The organism is Nocardioides jensenii JCM 1364 = NBRC 14755 (genome assembly GCF_001552535.1).
GTDB classification, from domain to species: Bacteria; Actinomycetota; Actinomycetes; order Propionibacteriales; family Nocardioidaceae; genus Nocardioides; species Nocardioides jensenii.
The window spans coordinates 80,391-97,221 of the sequence record NZ_BCRJ01000006.1 but is presented as its reverse complement, the minus strand read 5'-3'; the positions used below and the strand labels follow the sequence as shown (position 1 = coordinate 97,221).

Here is a 16,831-nt window from a genome sequence, read left to right as displayed (position 1 = left end):
CTGACCGCCGTGAGCCAGGTCACCCGAAGGGTGGCCGAAAGTAGGTGGCGATGAAACGGATCCGTTCCGTATTCTTCGTGGGTGTCTACAACGATCCCGGAGCCGACCGCTCCCACTGATGACGACAAGCTCGACAAGTCCGTCCTGATCGTGGCGGGTGTGGTCGTGCTCGGCGCGATCATGTCCATCCTCGACATCACGGTTGTCTCCGTCGCACTCGAGACCTTCCAGAACGACTTCGACGCCACCTCTGCCGAGGTCGCCTGGACCATGACCGGCTACACGCTGGCCCTCGCCTCCGTCATTCCGTTGACCGGATGGGCGGCCGACCGGTTCGGCACCAAGCGTCTCTACCTGATCGCGGTGACGCTGTTCGCCGCCGGTTCGGTGCTCTGCGCCACCGCCGACGACCTCAACACGCTGGTGATCTACCGCGTGCTCCAGGGCCTCGGTGGCGGCATGCTGATGCCTCTGGGCATGACGATCCTCACCCGTGCCGCCGGCCCGCACCGCGTCGGTCGGGTGATGGCGATCCTCGGCATCCCGATGCTGCTCGGTCCGATCTTCGGCCCGATCCTCGGCGGCTGGCTGATCGACGCGGCCTCGTGGCACTGGATCTTCCTGATCAACCTGCCGATCGGCATCTTGGCCTTCGTCTACGCGTTCATCGTGCTGCCCAAGGACCACGTCGAGCCGTCGGAGTCCTTCGACTGGCTGGGCATGATCCTGCTCTCCCCGGGGCTCGCCGCCTTCCTCTATGGCGTCTCGAGCATCCCCGAGGCCGGCACCATGTGGGACCGCGAGGTCCTCGTCCCCGCGATCCTCGGCCTGGCCCTGATCGTCGCGTTCGTGCCCTGGGCACTGAACCGTCGCAACATCCACCCACTGGTGGAGCTGCGCCTCTTCGAGAACCGCCAGATGACCATCGCGGTCGTCGCGATGGCGCTCTTCGCGATCGCGTTCTTCGGCGCCAGCCTGCTGTTCCCGCTCTACTTCCAGCAGGTTCGCAACGAGACCGCTCTGAGTGCCGGCGTACTGCTGGCCCCGCAGGGCATCGGTGCCATGATCACCATGCCCATCGCCGGCTTCATCGCCGACAAGAAGGGCCCGGGCAAGGTCGTGATGGTGGGCATCACCCTGGTCACGATCGGCATGGGCATGTTCACCCAGCTCGACGCCGACACGTCCTACGCGTTCATCCTCGGCTCGCTGTTCGTGATGGGCCTGGGCATGGGCTCCACGATGATGCCGATCATGAGCTCGGCGCTGGCCACGCTCACCGACCACAACATCGCCCGCGGCTCCACGCTGATGAACATCACCCAGCAGGTGGCGGCCTCGATCGGCACGGCGCTGTTCTCGGTGATCCTCACCAACGAGATGAAGGGTCACGCGTCGGTGACCCTGGCCACCGACCTGAAGGATGCCAAGATCGGCGAGAAGGAGATCGCCTCGGGCTCCGACGCGTTCGTGGCGTTCCTGGCCGACAAGGGGCTCTCGCCCGAGAAGTTCGGAGCCTTGATGGACCAGGTGCCCGGCGACATGGCCTCGTCCTTCGCGACGGTGTTCATCGTCGGCACGATCCTGGTCGGCTGCGTGCTGATCCCGGCGTTCTTCCTGCCGCGCAAGCCCCCGGAGAAGCCGGTCGACCCGACCGCCATGGTCGGTCACTGACCCACCTGGGCAACAACCCACAAGCGCGTGATCCGGTGTCACTCGATGACACCAGATCACGCGCTTGTCCGTATTTCGACGAGCTGTTCAGACCGGGACCCCTTCGCCAACGGCCGCGTGGATCCAGAGTCGGCGGACGGCCCGCTCAGGCGCGAGTGCCGAGCGCGAGGGGCAGCACGTCGACCGCTCCGGCAGCCCGGAGCGCACGGGCGGCGACGGTCATCGTCCAGCCGGTGTCGATCAGGTCGTCGAGCAACAGCACCCGTTGTTGATCGAGCCCGTCGAGGCCATCGCCCTGCAACTCGTAGCGACGCAGCACCGCTGCCACCCGTTGCGCCGAGTTCGCCGACCCCCGCCCCGGCGCGACCGACGGATCGACGATCGCGAACCGACCCGCCACCGGCACGTGCAGGAAGCGGGAGAGCCCCTCGGCGAAGTCGGCGGTGAGCTGGCGCTTGCGCTGGGACTCGACGAAAACGATGGCGTCGACGCTCGGCCTCCAGTCGCCGAGCACCTCGATCACCGCCTTCACCAGCGGCACCGGAACCGGTCCGTCGGTGCCGGACGACGCTGCGTCGCCGTCCGCGGTGCCCCCGAGGTCGACGGGGAGCCCGGTCTCGGGGTCGATCTCGGCGACGGAGGGTGCCGGCTCACGGAACAGGTCACGCAGCGCCTGGCCGTAGCCCAGGTCGGTCAGCCGCGCCACCGCCCGCCCGGTCGAGGCGCCCTCGGTGATCTTGCCCTTGAGGTCGATGCCGAGATTGGCCAGCGCGGTGGGCCACATCTTGCGCGGAGCAATCTCGACCCCGGGCCGGGTCAACTGGGTGTGCGCCTCGTCGAGTGAGGCCGCCGAGACCTCGGCGTCGAAGGAGACTCCCCCGCAGTTGTCGCAGCGACCGCATGGCGCGGGCACCTCGTCGTCGAGCTGTCCGCGCAGGAACGACATACGGCACTGGTCGGTGTCGAGGTAGTCGAGCATCGCCTGCTGCTCACGGTCGCGGGCCTGCTTGACGCGGTCGTAGCGCTCCTGGTCGTAGGACCACTCCTGGCCGGTGGAGACCCAGCCGCCCTGGACCCGCTGCACGGCTCCGTCGACGTCGAGCACCTTGAGCATCATCTCGAGACGTGAGCGACCGAGGTCGACGTACGTCTCGAGCGCGGGAGTGCCCAGCGGCTTCTGCGAGCCTGCGAGCGCGGAGAGCACCTGACGCACCTGCGGCTCGGGTGGGAAGGCGAGGGAGGCGAAGTACTTCCAGATGTCGCGGTCCTCGAGGGCCGGCAACAGCACCACGTCGGCGCGAGGCGTGCCGCGCCCGGCGCGGCCGACCTGTTGGTAGTAGGCCACCGGCGACGAGGGCGCCCCGACGTTGATCACGAAGCCGAGGGTGGCGTCGAAGCCCATGCCGAGTGCACTGGTGGCCACCAGCGCCTTGACCTGTCCGGTGGCAAGGTCGGCCTCGAGGGCCTCGCGCTCGGTGGTCTCGGTCTGCCCGGAGTAGGCCGCGACCGTGTGCCCGCGGGCCCGCAGGAAGGCCGCGATCTCCTGGGTCTGGGCCACGGTGAGGCAGTAGATGATGCCCGACCCCTCGAGCTGGCCGAGGTGGTCGGCAAGCCAGCCGAGTCGCTGCTCGGCGGTCTTGAGCCTCACCACGGCCAGGTGCAGCGACTCGCGATCGAGGGAGCCGCGCTGCACGAGCACCTCGTGGCCCAGCTGCTCGGCCACGTCGAGGGTGACCCGCTCGTTGGCGGTGGCGGTGGTGGCCAGCACCGGGATGCCCTCGCGCAGGTCGTCGAGCATGGTGCGGATGCGGCGGTAGTCGGGGCGGAAGTCGTGGCCCCAGTCGGAGATGCAGTGGGCCTCGTCGACCACGAGCAGACCGGTGGTGGCGGCCAGCCGGGGCAGCACGTTGTCGCGGAAGCCGGGGTTGTTGAGCCGCTCGGGAGAGACGAGGAGCACGTCGACCTCGCCGGCATGGATCGCGGTCTCGATGCGGGACCAGTCGTCGATGTTGGTGGAGTTGATCGTCACCGCCTTGATGCCGGCCCGGTCGGCCGCCGCGATCTGGTTGCGCATCAGGGCCAGCAGCGGCGAGACGATCACCGTCGGGCCGGCCCCCTGGGCGCGGAGCAGCGCGGTGGCCACGAAGTAGACCGCCGACTTGCCCCAGCCAGTCTTCTGCACCACCAGGGCCCGGCGCTTGTCGACGGCCAGCGCCTCGATCGCGGTCCACTGGTCGTCGCGCAGCTCGGCGTCATCACGACCGACCAGCGCCTTGAGGTGGCGTTCGGCGTCGGTGCGTGCGGAGCGGCGTACGTCGTCGGGGGCGGAGGTGGCAGGGAGCGAAGGCATGTCCGCATGTCTACCAGCGTGAGACGACAGTCGTTGACGCCCATCCACAGACCTCCGCACTGGTGCGGTGGTGTGGTCGCTCCACACGAGTCAGAACGCGTGTGGAGCGACCGTGACCCCGCCTTGCAACGGGGCGGAGTTGATCAGGAGAGGGCGGCGATGGCGGCGTCGTAGTCGGGCTCGGTGGTGATCTCGGGGACCAGCTGGCTGTGCACGACCGTGCCGTCCTCGTCGAGCACGACCACGGAGCGGGCCAGCAGCCCGGCCATCGGGCCGTCGGCCAGGGTGACGCCGAAGTCCTGGCCGAACGAGGAGCGGAAGGCCGAGCCGACCTTGACGTTCTCGATGCCCTCGGCACCGCAGAAGCGGGCCTGCGCGAAGGGCAGGTCGGCGGAGACGTTGACGACGGTGGTGTTCTCCAGGCCGGCGGCGAGCTCGTTGAACTTGCGCACGCTGGCCGCGCAGATCCCGGTGTCGACGGAGGGGAAGATGTTCAGGACGGTACGTCCGGAGACGTCGCCGGACGCGAGGGGCGCGAGGCCCTCGCCGACCAGGTCGAACGCCGGAGCGGCGGAGCCGACGGCGGGCAGTTCGCCGACGGTGTTGACGGGGTTTCCCTTGAGTGCAGTGGTAGCCATGCCCCATTCCTACACGGTCACGGCCAACCCGACGCGCAGTGGTCAGTCCTTGGTGCACGTGGCCGCGGAGACACCGGACCGGACGGTCCCCGTTTTGAAGGGAGGCGGACGGGCAACATCACGCCATGCATCCCTTGATCCGGCATCGTCGCACTGCCCTCCTGCTCCTCGCTCTCGCTGCGCCCCTGGCGGCCTGCGGCGACGACGAACGGGAGCACAACGCCGAGCCCTTGGCCGCCTCGCTGGTGGAGGAGACCACCCTCGACAACGGCACCGAGGTCCGGGTGAGCTCGCCCGACAACCAGAAGCTCTTCGTCCAGTTCCGCGAGAAGGACGACGGGTGGACCGAGCCGACGAAGGTCCATGAGGCCTCCGACAGGTGGACCCACGGCTTCCAGGTCGAGAGTGTGGGCGACTCGGTCGCCATCGATGCCGACTACTGGCGGGAGCGCGAGCTCGACGACGACTACGCACCGGAGCACACGGTCCAGGTGATCTGCCATGAGACCACGTGTGCCGACGCGGTTCCGGCCGACGACGTGCTCTCCACCACGAGGTTCGACGACGACGGGGAGCAGGCTTGGTTCCTGGTCGCGGACGACACCATGTCGTTCTGGAGTCTTGAGCAGGGCTCCTCCGAGGTTGCGCTGCCGGAGCTCGGCGACGACCGGGTGATGTTGGCGCGGGGCGACGGCACCCTCCTGTTGTTGTCGGGCCGTGAGGAGGGCCCCGGCTGCGCCACCGTGTTGTACGCCGCGGCTCCGGGCAGCGGGGAGGTCGAGGAGGTCGCCGCGACCGCGACCCATGACGACGGCCGCAGCTGTGCCGTCGAGGACGCCGAGCTCCATGACGACGAAGTCAGGTTCACCACCGCAGACGTCTCCGACGACATCAGCGAGCTGGACGCCGCCTACGTGAGCTCGTTCGTCCTCGACGGCGACAGCTGGCGGGTCGAGGAGGCGGAGTCGCAGCGCATCGAGGTCCCGGACAGCCAGGGCGATTCCGGCATCACCACCCTCGACATCGACCTGCCCGACGGCAGCACCGTCTCGATCTCCTCCACCGACCGAGAGCACGTCACCGCCCAGGTGCTCGAGTCGGGCAGTGACTCATGGAGCAGGCCCGAAGTGGTCGCCGTCGCGCCGAGCGGCACGGTCTGCCGTGCCGTCTCACCCACGGGTGGGCGATACGGCGACACCGACATACCGGGAGCGATGGTGATGGTCACGTGCGGTGCCGACGACAACGAACTCCTCGGCCGGTGGCGTCCCACCCACGGGATCCTGCTGGCCACCGATGACGGGCACGACTGGCTCACCAAGGACATCGACCAACCCGGCTCGACTCCGCTGGCCATGGCCGACGGCACCGGCGTCGCCCACGGCTCCAACGGGATCTTCACCTGGCACTCGGGACAGGGGCGGTTCACCCGGCTCGGCCTTGCGATCGAAGAGGGCGACGGCATAGGCGTCACACCGGACGGAAGCCAACTGGTCCGGTTCACGGGCAACCATGATCCCGACGAGCTGTGTCGGCCGACGTGGTCGCTGGCCGACCCGGACGCTGCGGCGTGGGGCCGGGCCAGCCGGGTCCCCAAGGCGGCCCAGGAATTCCCCCAGCACGGGGTCTGCGTGGTGGAGAAGGTCTGGGCGATCGGCGAGGACGGACGCGACATCATCCGCACCGTCATCTTCGACCCGGAGGACCAGAGCAGGAACTGGACCGGAGGCCTGGCTCCCGACGCGAACGGGGAGTGGCGGGCCCTCGAGAGCTCGGACCTCTAGGCATCCGGCCGAACACACTCGTCGAGTTGGCGGGGTCGGGCTGTCGCCCGCGGGCCCTCACGAATGCTTGTGCGCCTTCGCAGGCCGCGCGTAGGGCTCGAGGATCACCCGGGTGCTGGCGCTCACCAAGGCGTCACCAAGGGTGGTGCCGTAGCCGGGACCCGTCCGGGTCCGGCTGCTGTGGTGAAGCTCGTGGGCCACGGTCGCCGGAATCCACGTGCTCAGCGCGGCCCGCAGCCCGCCGCGTGGGGTGTCGTCGATCGAGATGAAGACATCTCCGTGACTGTCGGTGCAGCCCCCGACGCCGACCTCAGGGATGGAGCCGGCCGGGTTCACCTTGACCACATGTCCATCTGGTTGATGTGGGGCAGCCTCGCCATCACCGTTGTTGCGCTCTGGCGACCAGGCGCCTCAGGCAGCGGTGAACGACTCCCCGGTCAGGACCGGTACGGCGTCACTCATGTCAAGCTGAGAGGCCACCTCGACATCGTCGGCGAAGCCCTTTTCCGTGAGCTCACGTCCGCTGGCACAGGCCGCGATCTCGGCGACAAGACGCGGCTCGACCGCGCGGAAGGCCTGCTCGGCGACCCGGGCCTCCGGTGAGAGTCCTTCGACGCCGAGGTCGACCAGACCGGCCAACACCGCGCCCGCTCCCCACAGGTCTTCGACACACGGACGCAAGGAGTCGTCGGCCCAGCGCTCCCCCGCCGCGATCACCGTCAGCGTCGGCGCGTGGGCACCGTGCTTCGACCAGAGCGCGGTCGCCAGATGGGCAGCGACAGCCTTGCGGTTGCGCAGGCTGGCGGCGAGCACGATGCTGCCCGAGTCGACCAGGTCGAAGCTGATCGTCGAGCCGTTCGGGCTCGGCAGCACCAGCTTGGTGATGCCGGTGACCTGTTGCATCGACGCCGGTGAGAGCGACACGTGCCGGCCCTCCAGGGCCAGGGCCTCGAACCGGCCGACGGCCAGGGTGGCGCCCAACCGCATCGCCAACTCCTTGGCCCGCGTGTCACGCCACGGAGAAGGGTGCACCTCGATGCCCCGCTCGACCGCCACGGTCACCGTGGTCGTGAACGAGAGCACGTCGACCACCACGGCGTACGACGCACCGCCCGGGGCGATCGCCGCCGCCGCCCCGACCGGACCCCAGTCGAAGCGGACGGCGTACGGCGCCTGCGTGTGCGCCGGGTCGAACTCGGTCATGTGTCCTGATCGCGACCCGGTCGCGGGGCGACCTGCTCGACCACCGGCCGGGTCACCAGATCCGGACCCGTTGGTCGGGGTCGAGCCAGAGGCCGTCGCCCTCGGTGGTGCCGAACGAGGTGTGGAACTCGTCGAGGTTGCGCACGATGTTGGCGCGGAACTCCGGCGGGCTGTGCGGGTCGATGGTGAGGTACTGCTGGTCCTGCTCGGCCCGGCGCTTGGTGCGCCAGCAGTAGGCCCAGTTCATGAACAGTCGCTGCGAGCCGGTGGGATCGGCCGGCTCGCCCTCGACGGGTGCGCCCAGGGAGAGCTGGTAGGCCTTGTGGCCGATGGTCAGGCCGCCGAGGTCGCCGATGTTCTCGCCCACGGTCAACGCTCCGTTGACCCGCTCACCGGGCAGGTTGCGCGGCTCGAAGCCGTCGTACTGGGCGATCAGCGCCTTGCTCTTGACCTCGAAGGCCGCCTTGTCCTGCGGTGTCCACCAGTCGTTGAGGTTGCCGGCGCCGTCGTACTGCGCGCCCTGGTCGTCGAAGCCGTGACCGATCTCGTGGCCGATCACCGAGCCGATGCCGCCGTAGTTCTCGGCCGGGTCGGCGTCGGGGCTGAAGAACGGCTTCTGCAGGATGCCGGCAGGGAAGCAGATCTCGTTGGTGCCGGGGTTGTAGTAGGCGTTGACCGTCTGCGGCAGCATGAACCACTCGTCACGGTCGACCGGCGAGCCGATCTTGGCGAGCTGGCGGTCGGTCTCGAAGGCAGCACTGGCCGCCACGTTGCTGATCAGGTCGTCTGCGCTGACCGGCAGGGCGGAGTAGTCGCGGAACTTCTCCGGGTAGCCGATCTTGGGACGGAAGGTGTCGAGCTTCTCGTAGGCGCGCTGCTTGGTCTCCTCGGTCATCCAGTCGAGAGCCTCGATGGAGACCCGGTAGGCCGTGAGCAGGTTGGCGACCAGCTCGTCCATCAGCTCCTTCGAGCGCGGCGGGAAGTGCCGGGCGACGTACTCCTCGCCAACGGCCTCGCCGATCGCGCCCTCGACGAACGCGACCCCGCGCTTCCACCGCTCACGCAGCTCGGGGGTGCCGTTGAGGGTGCGGCCGTAGAAGTCGAAGTTGGCCTGCACGAACTCGTCGGGCAGGTAGGGCGCGGCCGAGCGCAGCACGCGGCTGAGCATCCAGGCCCGCCACTTCTCGATCGGCACCTCCTCGAGCACGGTCGAGAGGTGCTTCAGGTAGGACGGCTGACGCACGCACGTCTCGGCCAGGGTCAGGTCATTGCCACCGAGGTTGGTGACGTAGGCCTTCCAGTCGAAGTTCGGGGCCAGTGCGACGAGCTCGTCGTACGTCGTGAGGTTGTAGGTCTTCTGCACGTCACGCGTCTCCGCGCGCTCCCAGTGACCCTTGGCCAGCAACGTGTCGACCTCGAGCACCGCGCGGGCCGATCCGGCCGGGTCGTCCACACCACCCAGGCCGAGGAGGCGCTCGAGGTAGGCGACGTACTTCTCGCGGATCTCGGCGAACTTCTCGTCGCGGTAGTAGGACTCGTCGGGAAGCCCGAGCCCGCCCTGGCCGATGTTGAACAGGTAGCGGTCGGAGTTGCGGTCGTCGGTGTCGACGAACGACCCGAAGAGGCCGGCGCCGCCGACGCGCTCGAACTCACCGATGAAGGCGGCCAGGTCGCGGGCGTCGCGCAGGCCGGACGCCGCGTTGAGCAGCGGATGCACGGGGGCGAGGCCACGCTGGTCGACGGTGGCGGTGTCCATGAACGACGCGTAGAGCGCCGCGATCTTGGCGCCGCTGCCGGTCAGCCGGCTCGGATCGGCCCCCGCGAAGTCCAAGATGATCTCGCGGACCTGCTCCTCGGCGGCGTCGGCGAGTTGCACGAACGGGCCCCAGCTCGAGCGGTCGCTCGGGATCTCGGTGGTGTCGAGCCAGACACCGTTCACGTGTCCGAACAGGTCGTCCTGCGGACGGATGTCAGGGTTCATGCCCGGGCGGGCGTCGTCGAGAATGCTCACGCAAAGACACTAAGGCATGCCACCCAACGGGTGCGCTGCTCAGGTCGCGAAGACGCCCAGCTCGTTGCCGCTGGGGTCGGTGAAGTGGAAGCGCCGCCCGCCCGGATAGTCGTAGGGCCCGTTGGTGATCTGTCCTCCCGCGGCCTCGACCGCGACCAGGGTGGCGTCGAGGTCGTCGGAGAACAGCAGGACCAGCGGGCCGCCGGCGCTCGGCGTCGCGGTGGCGTTGAGCCCGCCCACCTCACCCTCGCCGTCGGCCGCCCGGATGCCGGCGTACTCGGGGCCGTAGTCGTTGAACGACCAGCCGAACGCGTCGGCGTAGAAGGTCTTGGTCGCCGCGAGGTCGCTGACCGCCAGCTCGATGTAGGAGATCGCGTGATGTGTGGTCATCAGGCCAGCCTAGGAATGTGCACCGACATCCACCACCCTGGAGCGCGCCCTACCGGACGATGATGACCGACTTGCCCAGGGTCTTGCGCTGGTCCATGTCCAGGAGCGCCTGCCCGAACTCCTCGATCGCGTAGGTCGTGCCGATCGGCGGCTTGATCGCACCGTTCTCGAGGTACGGCGTGATCGCGGCCCACTGCTCCTTCATGTAGCCGGGCCGCTTCATCGCGTAGTCGCCCCAGCCGACTCCGCGCACGTCGATGTTGTTGAGCAGGAGCCGGTTCACCTTGACCTCGGGAATGCCCTGGCCGGCGGCGAAGCCGACCACGAGCAGCCGGCCGAACGGGGCCAGGCTGCGCAGGGAGTCGGTGAAGATGTCGCCACCCACCACGTCGAGGACCACGTCGACCCCCCTGCCGTCGGTGAGTGCCTTGACCTCGTCCTTGAAGGTCTCGAGACGGACCACGTCGTCGGCTCCGGCCTGCCGCGCGATCTCGGCCTTCTCGTCCGTGGAGACCACGGCGATGGTGCGGGCGCCGTACGCCTTGGCGACCTGGATCGTCGCCGTCCCCACGCCTCCGGCGGCTCCGTGGACCAGGACGGTCTCACCCGCCTCGAGCTGCGCCCGGACGGCCAGCGCGAAGTGGGCGGTGAGGTAGTTCATCGGCAGCGCCGCGCCCTCCTCGAAGGAGAGTCCGTCGGGAAGCGGGAAGACCACGCTGTGGTGCGCCACCGTGCGCTCGGCGGCTCCGCCGTGCGACAGGACGCCGGCCACCCGCTGTCCGGCCGCGAACCCGTGAGCCGACTCGACCACGGTGCCGGCGAAGTCGACGCCGAGGGTGAACGGCGGCTCGGGCTTCAGCTGGTACTGCCCGCGGCTGAGCAGCAGGTCGGGGAAGGAGACACCGACCGTGTGGACGTCGACCAGCACCTCCTCCGGGCCGGGGGTGGGCTCGGGGACGTCGTTGACGACGAGAGCTTCGGGACCGTCGAGACTGACAACTTGGACTGCGCGCATGGCTGGCAGCCTACGATCCGGCCCGGTCTTCGTGTCGGCGGGCCGTGGCTCGCAGGCCAATCGTCGGTCAGGCGCCGCTCACTGGACGTCGACGATCTGCGCCAGCTCGAAGTGCATGGGGTCGGTGTAGTTCCAGTCGCCGCCCCACCCGAAGCCCCACTTCTTGAAGATGCGCACGACCTCCGGGTCCATCTGGCCGACCGTGCCCCGACCGTTCTCGGCGGAGTTGATGTCGATCGCCATGCCGAAGGCGTGGTTCGAGAGCGACGTGGTGCCGGCGATGAAGCGCGGGTAGAAGCATCCGGCGGTCTGGTAGACCTTCGAGCCGAGCCCCTGCTCGACGACCTCGGTCAGGGCGGCGCGCAGCTGCACCAGCATCGCCTTGTGGCAGGTCACCTTGCCCAGGATCGGGACGTCCTCGGTGCGGATGTTGGCCGCCACCCAGCCGGCGTCGGGGATCACCCGCCCGCCCACGACGCGGTAGTTGTAGACGCCCACCGCGGCGCCGACGGAGGTGCCGGTCGGCACGGCGGTCTGCCGCGCATTGGGGTCCAGGCCCTCGCGGGCGACCACGTCGAGCATCTGGATGGAGACGTCGGCGTCGCCGATGATCTTCTTCAGCGGCTTGCGGACCGACTGGGGCGAGGCCGAGCCGGTCGCGATCACCATCGCGTTCCCCTCGACCATCTTCAGCTCCTCGCCCCACTTCTGGTTGACCACGAGGTCGACGCCGTACGGCGGGTCGGCGTACGCACCGACGTGCACCGACGGCGCGTCCTTGTCGGCGCCGAGACGCACGAAGGCCTGCTTGTCCTGGATGCGCTTGCCGGTGGCCTGCTTCGTGGCCAGCTCACCGCCGGCCACCCGCCCCCAGATCTCCTCCTGCTTGCCGGAGACGGTGAACCTGCGGAACGTGGCCGGATCGACGGCGGCCAGGGTGACCACACGGTTCTCGATCGGCACCGACGCCAGTGAGAACTGCTCGGTGACCTCGACGCCCTTGACCTTCTTGATGCGGTCGATGATCTCGTCGGAGAGCGGCTTGGTGCTGTAGACGAGGATGTCGGCGATCTCGAGAGACTCCTTCAACGGCCCCGGCTGGTCCACCGCGTGCTCGGGGTCGGCGACCGGGATGGCGTCACCGGACTCGCTCGGTGTGCCACCGGTCGACTGGCTCGCCGACTGCGACGACGACGGGTCGGCGTCCGCCTTGTCGCCGTCCTTGTCACCGCAGGCCGCGAGCAGGCTCAAGGCGCACACGGTCGCCAGTGCGGCGGCGGTGGCGCGACGTCGTACGAACATGGTGGTTCCTCCCCGAACCCGGAGAGTGTAGTGGGCACGGGCACGGGAGGACCGGATCAGGTGCCGGAGCGGCGCCGGATCTCATCGACGATCGCCGGCACCACCTCGTGCATGTCACCCACCACGGCGTAGGTCGCCTTGGTCATCATCGGCGCCTCGGCGTCGGTGTTGATGGCCAGGATCGTCTTCGAGCTGGCGCAGCCGGCCCAGTGCTGGATGGCACCGCTGATGCCGCAGGGCACGTAGAGGTTGGGCGCGATCCGGCTGCCGGTCTGGCCCACCTGCTCGTGGTGCGGGCGCCAGCCCAGGCTGGTGACCACGCGAGAGACGCCGAGCTGACCGCCGAGCAGGTCAGCGAGCTCGCTCACCGCTCCGAACCCGTCGGGCCCACCCGCTCCACGGCCGGCTCCGACCACGACGCGGGCCGATCTCAGGTCACCGGACTGGTCGGGGACCCCTGGCTCGGTGGACACCACCCGCCCGACGAGGTCCGCGGCCTCGAGCCCGGGCTCGAACTCCTCGACGACTGCCTCGGTGGCCTGGTCGGCCGGCCGTGCCTCGACGGCGTGACCGGCCACGGTGAACACCGCCGGCCGGGCAGGCAGCTGCATCTCCTCGAGCGCCGCGCCGCCGGCCACCTGACGCTTGACGACCAGAGGCGCCAGTCCCTCGAACGCCACCGCGTTCGCGGCCATCGGTACGTCGAGGCGCGTGGCGACGTGGGCGAGCACCTCGTTGCCGCGTGGGGTACCGGCCGCCGTGAGCACCACCGCGCCCGTCCGCTCCCTGGCTTCGACCAGCGCCGCGGCCCAGGCCGCTGCCGAGTACGACGCAAGGCCTTCGCCACGTGCGACATATACCGTGGACACACCGTGCTTGCCCAGCTCGTCGGTGTCGGGGACCGAGCCGACCACCAGCCCGTGCACCGGCACCCCGCCGCCTTCGGCGGCCAGGTCGCGCGCGAAGCGGAGGGTTTCCAGGGAGGTCTCGGTGACCCCCTCGGCGTCGGTCTCGATGAGCACCACGATCATCGCAGGACCCCCAGGGACTGGAACAGGTCCACGACCGCCGGCGCTGCTTCCGGGCCCTCTCCCAGCACCTGCACCGTGGACGGTGCCGGCGGTGGGAGCGTCAACCGCACCCGTCCGGAACCATGCGGCTCACGGGTCGGCGTACGCATCTCGATCTCCACCTTCTTCGCGCCCATCCGCCCCTTGATCGTGGGGTAGCGCGGCGACACGCCGCCCTCGGAGACCGCCACCACTGCGGGCAGTGGCAGGTCGAAGGTCTCCCGGCCACCGTCCGGTGAGTCCCCGTGGGCCAGCGCACGACCGTTCTCGATCGCGACCGTCTTGATGCCGGTGACCACCGGGCGGCCCAGCGCGTGGGCCAACCGCACCGGCACCTGGAAGTCGCCGGTGTCGGCGGCGTCGTTGCCGAGCAGCACCAGGTCGTGCTCCCGGCCCAGCTCGGCGTGGGCACGGACCACCTCGGCGATCTCGTGGGCGATGTCGGCGGGACCGAAGTCACGCAGGTCGGTCTCGACCAGGGTCGCGGCCGTGGGCCCCACCGAGAGCGCACTGCGCAGCTGCTCGACCGACTCCGGGGCTCCGACCGAGACCAGGCTGACCGTGCCGCCGTGCGTCTCCACGAGCTGGGTGGCCAGCTCGACCGCACAGTTGTCGTGGTCGCTGAGGGTGGAGCCGACGTAGCGGGCGTCGACCGCCTGCGCGTCGGCGGTCAGCAGCACCTCACCGGAGGAGTCCGGGACCCGTTTGACGCAGACCAGCACGTCGACCATCAGCGGATCCGCGCGTTGTCGGGGTCGAGCAGCGGCGTGGAGTCGACCGACTCGATCGTCACGGGGTAGAGCTCCTCCATGTAGGAGACGGCGAGCTGGTTGCCCAGGGTGGCCTCGTCGGGTGGCAGGTAGGCCATCAGCACGTGCTTGCCCAGGCTGGGCGCGGAACCCGCGCTGGTGACATAGGGGTGGTGTCCGTGCCCGTCGGTGAGGGTGCCGCCGTCGCGGGTCAGGATCGGCTCGCCGCCCAGCATGTAGCGCTTCGCTCCGGACGCGGACGTGTGGTCGTCGACCGTCATCGTGCACAGCACCGTCTTCGGGTCCTCCTCGCGTTGCTTCACGTAGGCCTCGCGGCCGATGAAGTCGGCCTGCTTGACCTTGGGCCGTTGCATGGCGGCCTCGACGATGGTGCGTTCGCCGTCGAGCTCGAAGCCGAACGCGCGGTAGCCCTTCTCGATCCGGCCGGTGGTGCCGTAGACCCCGATGCCGACGGGTACGGCGCCGTCGGGCTCACCGGCCTCGTGAAGGAGCGACCAGAGCCGGGCGCCCTCTTCCATCGGGACGTAGAGCTCCCAGCCGAGCTCGCCGACGTAGGAGATGCGGGAGGCGAGCACGCCGAGGTTGCCGACCTCGATGTCGCGGCAACTGAGAAACCCGAACCCGCCGTCGCTGATGTCGTCGTCGGTGAGCCGGCCCAGGATGTCGCGGGCCTTCGGCCCCCAGAGCCCGATCGTGGAGTACGCCGAGGTCACGTCCACGATCGCCGCGCACGCCGAACCGTCGGCAGGCAGGTGGTCACTGAACCACTTCTTGTCGGCCATGCCGTGCAGCCCTCCGGTCACCACCCGGTAGTGGTCGTGGGCCAGCCGCATCACGGTGAGGTCGGACTTGAACCCGCCGCGCTCATCGAGCACCGGGGTGTAGATCACCTTGCCGGGGGCCACGTCAGCCTGCGCCACGACGGTGCGTTGCACGGCATCCTTGGCGCCCGGTCCGACCACGTCGAAGATCGCGAACGCGGTCAGGTCGACGATGCCGGCTCGCTCGCGCATGGCCAGGTGCTCGGCGTTGATGATCGGGGACCACCAGCGGCTGTCCCACTCGTGCTCGCGGGGCATCACCCGGTCGCCGTACTCGCCGAGCAGCGCCTCGTTGCCGTCGTACCAGTGCGGTCGTTCCCAGCCGACGGTCTCGAAGAAGTGGGCGCCCTGCTGCTTCTGCTGGGTGTGCATGGGTGCCAGTCGCTTGCCTCGTTCGCCCTCCCACTGCTCGCCGGGGTGGACGATGCCGTAGGTCTTGATGAACGCCTCGGAGGTGCGCGCCCGCACGTGGGAGCGGGTGCGCTGGTGCGGGTAGAACCGGGCGATGTCGCTGTGGTGGACGTCGATCTCGGAGCTGCCGTGCGTCATCCACTCGGCGACCGCCCGTCCGACGCCGGGGCCCTCCTTGATCCAGACCGCCGCGGCCGACCAGAGGCCCTTGACCTCGGGTGTCTCGCCGAGGATCGGTGCCCCGTCGGGGGTGAGCGAGAGGAGCCCGTTGATCGCGTAGCGGATCTCTGCCCCATCGGCTCCCAGCGCATCAGGCATCAGCTCGTAGGCCTGCTCCAGCTGGGGGTCGAAGTCCGCCTGGGTGAACGGCATCTCGGTCGGGGAGAGCTTGGCCTGGTCGATGGAGGGGATCTCGTCGGGCTCGTGCAGGATCGCGCGGTGGGCGTAGGAGCCGACCTCCATGTCGGCGCCGTGCTGGCGTTCGTAGCAGAAGGTGTCCATGTCACGGACGATCGGGAAGCTGATCTCTCCGGGCCGTTCGGCGAGCTGCGGGATCGGACCGACCGAGATCATCTGGTGCACCGCCGGGGTGAGCGGGATGGCCGCACCGGCCATCTTCGCGATACGCGGGCTCCACACGCCGCAGGCGACCACGACGGTGTCGGTCTCGATGGTCCCGCCCGAGGTCTCGACGGCAGTGATCCGACCGTCGGTGACCACCAGGTCGGTCACCTCGACGTTGGGTACGACGGTCAGGGCGCCCAGCTCCAACGCCTTCTCACGCATGATGGTGCCGGCCCGCAGGGAGTCGACGACCCCGACGGACGGCGTCCAGAAGGCGCCGATGATGTCGTCGGTCTCGATGAAGGGCACCTTCTCCTTCACGTGCTCCGGACCGACCAGCTCGGCCTCGATGCCCCAGGCCTTGGCGCTCGACATGCGGCGCCGCAGCTCCTCCATGCGCTCCTCGGTGCGGGCGATCTCGTACCCGCCGGACTCGGTGAAGACGTCCATCTCCTTGTACTGCCGCACCGAGTCGAGGGTCAGGTCCGTGATCTCCCGGGAGTGGTCGACCGGGAAGATGAAGTTCGAGGCGTGACCGGTCGAGCCTCCGGGGTTGGGCAGCGCTCCCTTGTCGATCTGCACGATGTCGCGCCAGCCGAGACGGGCGAGATGGTGCACGAGACTGTTGCCCACAATTCCGGCGCCGATCACGACGACACGGGCACGGGTCGGAACGTCTGCCATGAGTCCACCTATCGGTTGCGCAATACGCAACGTAATGCGTATTAAGGAACAGGTCCAGCGTCCGCCCAGCCTGTTCCCGTGTCAAGGGATTCCCACGAAATCGCAACAGCCCCACGGTGAGAACACCGTGGGGCCGTCGCTTTT

General features: G+C 69.2%; 13 protein-coding genes. 2 read left to right on the top strand and 11 right to left on the bottom strand.

Annotation, left to right across the window (positions count from 1 at the left end):
- Positions 1-81: 81 nt before the first annotated feature.
- Complete coding sequence (locus NJ4_RS03665) at positions 82-1,674, top strand: DHA2 family efflux MFS transporter permease subunit (protein ID WP_082748147.1); 1,593 nt, start codon at positions 82-84, stop codon at positions 1,672-1,674.
- A 145-nt stretch (positions 1,675-1,819) separates the two neighbouring features.
- Here the strand turns inward: NJ4_RS03665 and NJ4_RS03660 are convergent, their stop codons facing one another.
- A complete protein-coding gene (locus tag NJ4_RS03660) occupies positions 1,820-4,024 on the bottom strand; it encodes a RecQ family ATP-dependent DNA helicase (RefSeq protein ID WP_067430336.1) in 2,205 nt (734 codons plus the stop codon).
- 143 nt (positions 4,025-4,167) lie between these two features.
- Positions 4,168-4,662: a thiol peroxidase gene (gene tpx, locus NJ4_RS03655; RefSeq protein ID WP_067430333.1), complete on the bottom strand. Its 495-nt coding sequence runs from the start codon at positions 4,660-4,662 to the stop codon at positions 4,168-4,170.
- Positions 4,663-4,787: 125 nt separating this feature from the next.
- On the opposite strand from tpx, the gene NJ4_RS03650 reads away from it, so the two are divergent.
- A complete protein-coding gene (locus NJ4_RS03650) occupies positions 4,788-6,446 on the top strand; it encodes a hypothetical protein (RefSeq protein WP_067430331.1) in 1,659 nt (552 codons plus the stop codon).
- A gap of 57 nt (positions 6,447-6,503) precedes the next feature.
- Here NJ4_RS03650 and NJ4_RS03645 read toward each other — a convergent pair whose 3' ends face one another.
- The 9 genes from NJ4_RS03645 to NJ4_RS03605 all read right to left on the bottom strand — a co-directional run bounded on the left by NJ4_RS03645 (position 6,504) and on the right by NJ4_RS03605 (position 16,687).
- Positions 6,504-6,791, bottom strand: a complete 288-nt coding sequence (locus NJ4_RS03645; RefSeq protein ID WP_067430328.1) for a DUF2268 domain-containing putative Zn-dependent protease — start codon at positions 6,789-6,791, stop codon at positions 6,504-6,506.
- Positions 6,792-6,857: 66 nt separating this feature from the next.
- Positions 6,858-7,649 carry a 2-phosphosulfolactate phosphatase gene (locus tag NJ4_RS03640; protein ID WP_067430325.1) on the bottom strand — a complete coding sequence of 264 codons (792 nt, stop codon included), beginning with the start codon at positions 7,647-7,649 and terminating at the stop codon, positions 6,858-6,860.
- Between the two features lie 52 nt (positions 7,650-7,701).
- Entirely contained in the window at positions 7,702-9,660 is a 1,959-nt protein-coding gene (locus tag NJ4_RS03635) for a M13 family metallopeptidase (protein WP_067430322.1), read from the bottom strand.
- Between the two features lie 39 nt (positions 9,661-9,699).
- Positions 9,700-10,050 carry a VOC family protein gene (locus tag NJ4_RS03630; protein WP_067430318.1) on the bottom strand — a complete coding sequence of 117 codons (351 nt, stop codon included), beginning with the start codon at positions 10,048-10,050 and terminating at the stop codon, positions 9,700-9,702.
- Between the two features lie 49 nt (positions 10,051-10,099).
- Positions 10,100-11,065 carry an NADPH:quinone oxidoreductase family protein gene (locus NJ4_RS03625; RefSeq protein WP_067430316.1) on the bottom strand — a complete coding sequence of 322 codons (966 nt, stop codon included), beginning with the start codon at positions 11,063-11,065 and terminating at the stop codon, positions 10,100-10,102.
- Positions 11,066-11,143: 78 nt separating this feature from the next.
- Positions 11,144-12,367 carry a M15 family metallopeptidase gene (locus NJ4_RS03620; protein WP_067430313.1) on the bottom strand — a complete coding sequence of 408 codons (1,224 nt, stop codon included), beginning with the start codon at positions 12,365-12,367 and terminating at the stop codon, positions 11,144-11,146.
- A gap of 56 nt (positions 12,368-12,423) precedes the next feature.
- Positions 12,424-13,398 carry an electron transfer flavoprotein subunit alpha/FixB family protein gene (locus NJ4_RS03615; protein ID WP_067430310.1) on the bottom strand — a complete coding sequence of 325 codons (975 nt, stop codon included), beginning with the start codon at positions 13,396-13,398 and terminating at the stop codon, positions 12,424-12,426.
- Positions 13,395-14,168: an electron transfer flavoprotein subunit beta/FixA family protein gene (locus NJ4_RS03610; protein WP_067430306.1), complete on the bottom strand. Its 774-nt coding sequence runs from the start codon at positions 14,166-14,168 to the stop codon at positions 13,395-13,397. Before NJ4_RS03610 ends, NJ4_RS03615 begins: the two co-directional genes overlap by 4 nt.
- The gene (locus NJ4_RS03605; RefSeq protein WP_067430303.1) at positions 14,168-16,687 is read right to left on the bottom strand and encodes a GcvT family protein; all 2,520 of its coding nucleotides are present in this window, start codon (positions 16,685-16,687) and stop codon (positions 14,168-14,170) included. Before NJ4_RS03605 ends, NJ4_RS03610 begins: the two co-directional genes overlap by 1 nt.
- Between the last annotated feature and the right edge of the window lie 144 nt (positions 16,688-16,831).

Excerpts from the sequence above, each read along its gene's own strand:
- NJ4_RS03660 (WP_067430336.1), bottom strand. The coding sequence starts at position 4,024 with ATGCCTTCGCTCCCTGCCACCTCCGCCCCCGACGACGTACGCCGCTCC.
- tpx (WP_067430333.1), bottom strand. The coding sequence starts at position 4,662 with ATGGCTACCACTGCACTCAAGGGAAACCCCGTCAACACCGTCGGCGAA.
- NJ4_RS03650 (WP_067430331.1), top strand. The coding sequence starts at position 4,788 with ATGCATCCCTTGATCCGGCATCGTCGCACTGCCCTCCTGCTCCTCGCT.
- NJ4_RS03640 (WP_067430325.1), bottom strand. The coding sequence starts at position 7,649 with ATGACCGAGTTCGACCCGGCGCACACGCAGGCGCCGTACGCCGTCCGC.
- NJ4_RS03630 (WP_067430318.1), bottom strand. The coding sequence starts at position 10,050 with ATGACCACACATCACGCGATCTCCTACATCGAGCTGGCGGTCAGCGAC.
- NJ4_RS03625 (WP_067430316.1), bottom strand. The coding sequence starts at position 11,065 with ATGCGCGCAGTCCAAGTTGTCAGTCTCGACGGTCCCGAAGCTCTCGTC.
- NJ4_RS03620 (WP_067430313.1), bottom strand. The coding sequence starts at position 12,367 with ATGTTCGTACGACGTCGCGCCACCGCCGCCGCACTGGCGACCGTGTGC.
- NJ4_RS03615 (WP_067430310.1), bottom strand. The coding sequence starts at position 13,398 with ATGATCGTGGTGCTCATCGAGACCGACGCCGAGGGGGTCACCGAGACC.
- NJ4_RS03610 (WP_067430306.1), bottom strand. The coding sequence starts at position 14,168 with ATGGTCGACGTGCTGGTCTGCGTCAAACGGGTCCCGGACTCCTCCGGT.
- NJ4_RS03605 (WP_067430303.1), bottom strand. The coding sequence starts at position 16,687 with ATGGCAGACGTTCCGACCCGTGCCCGTGTCGTCGTGATCGGCGCCGGA.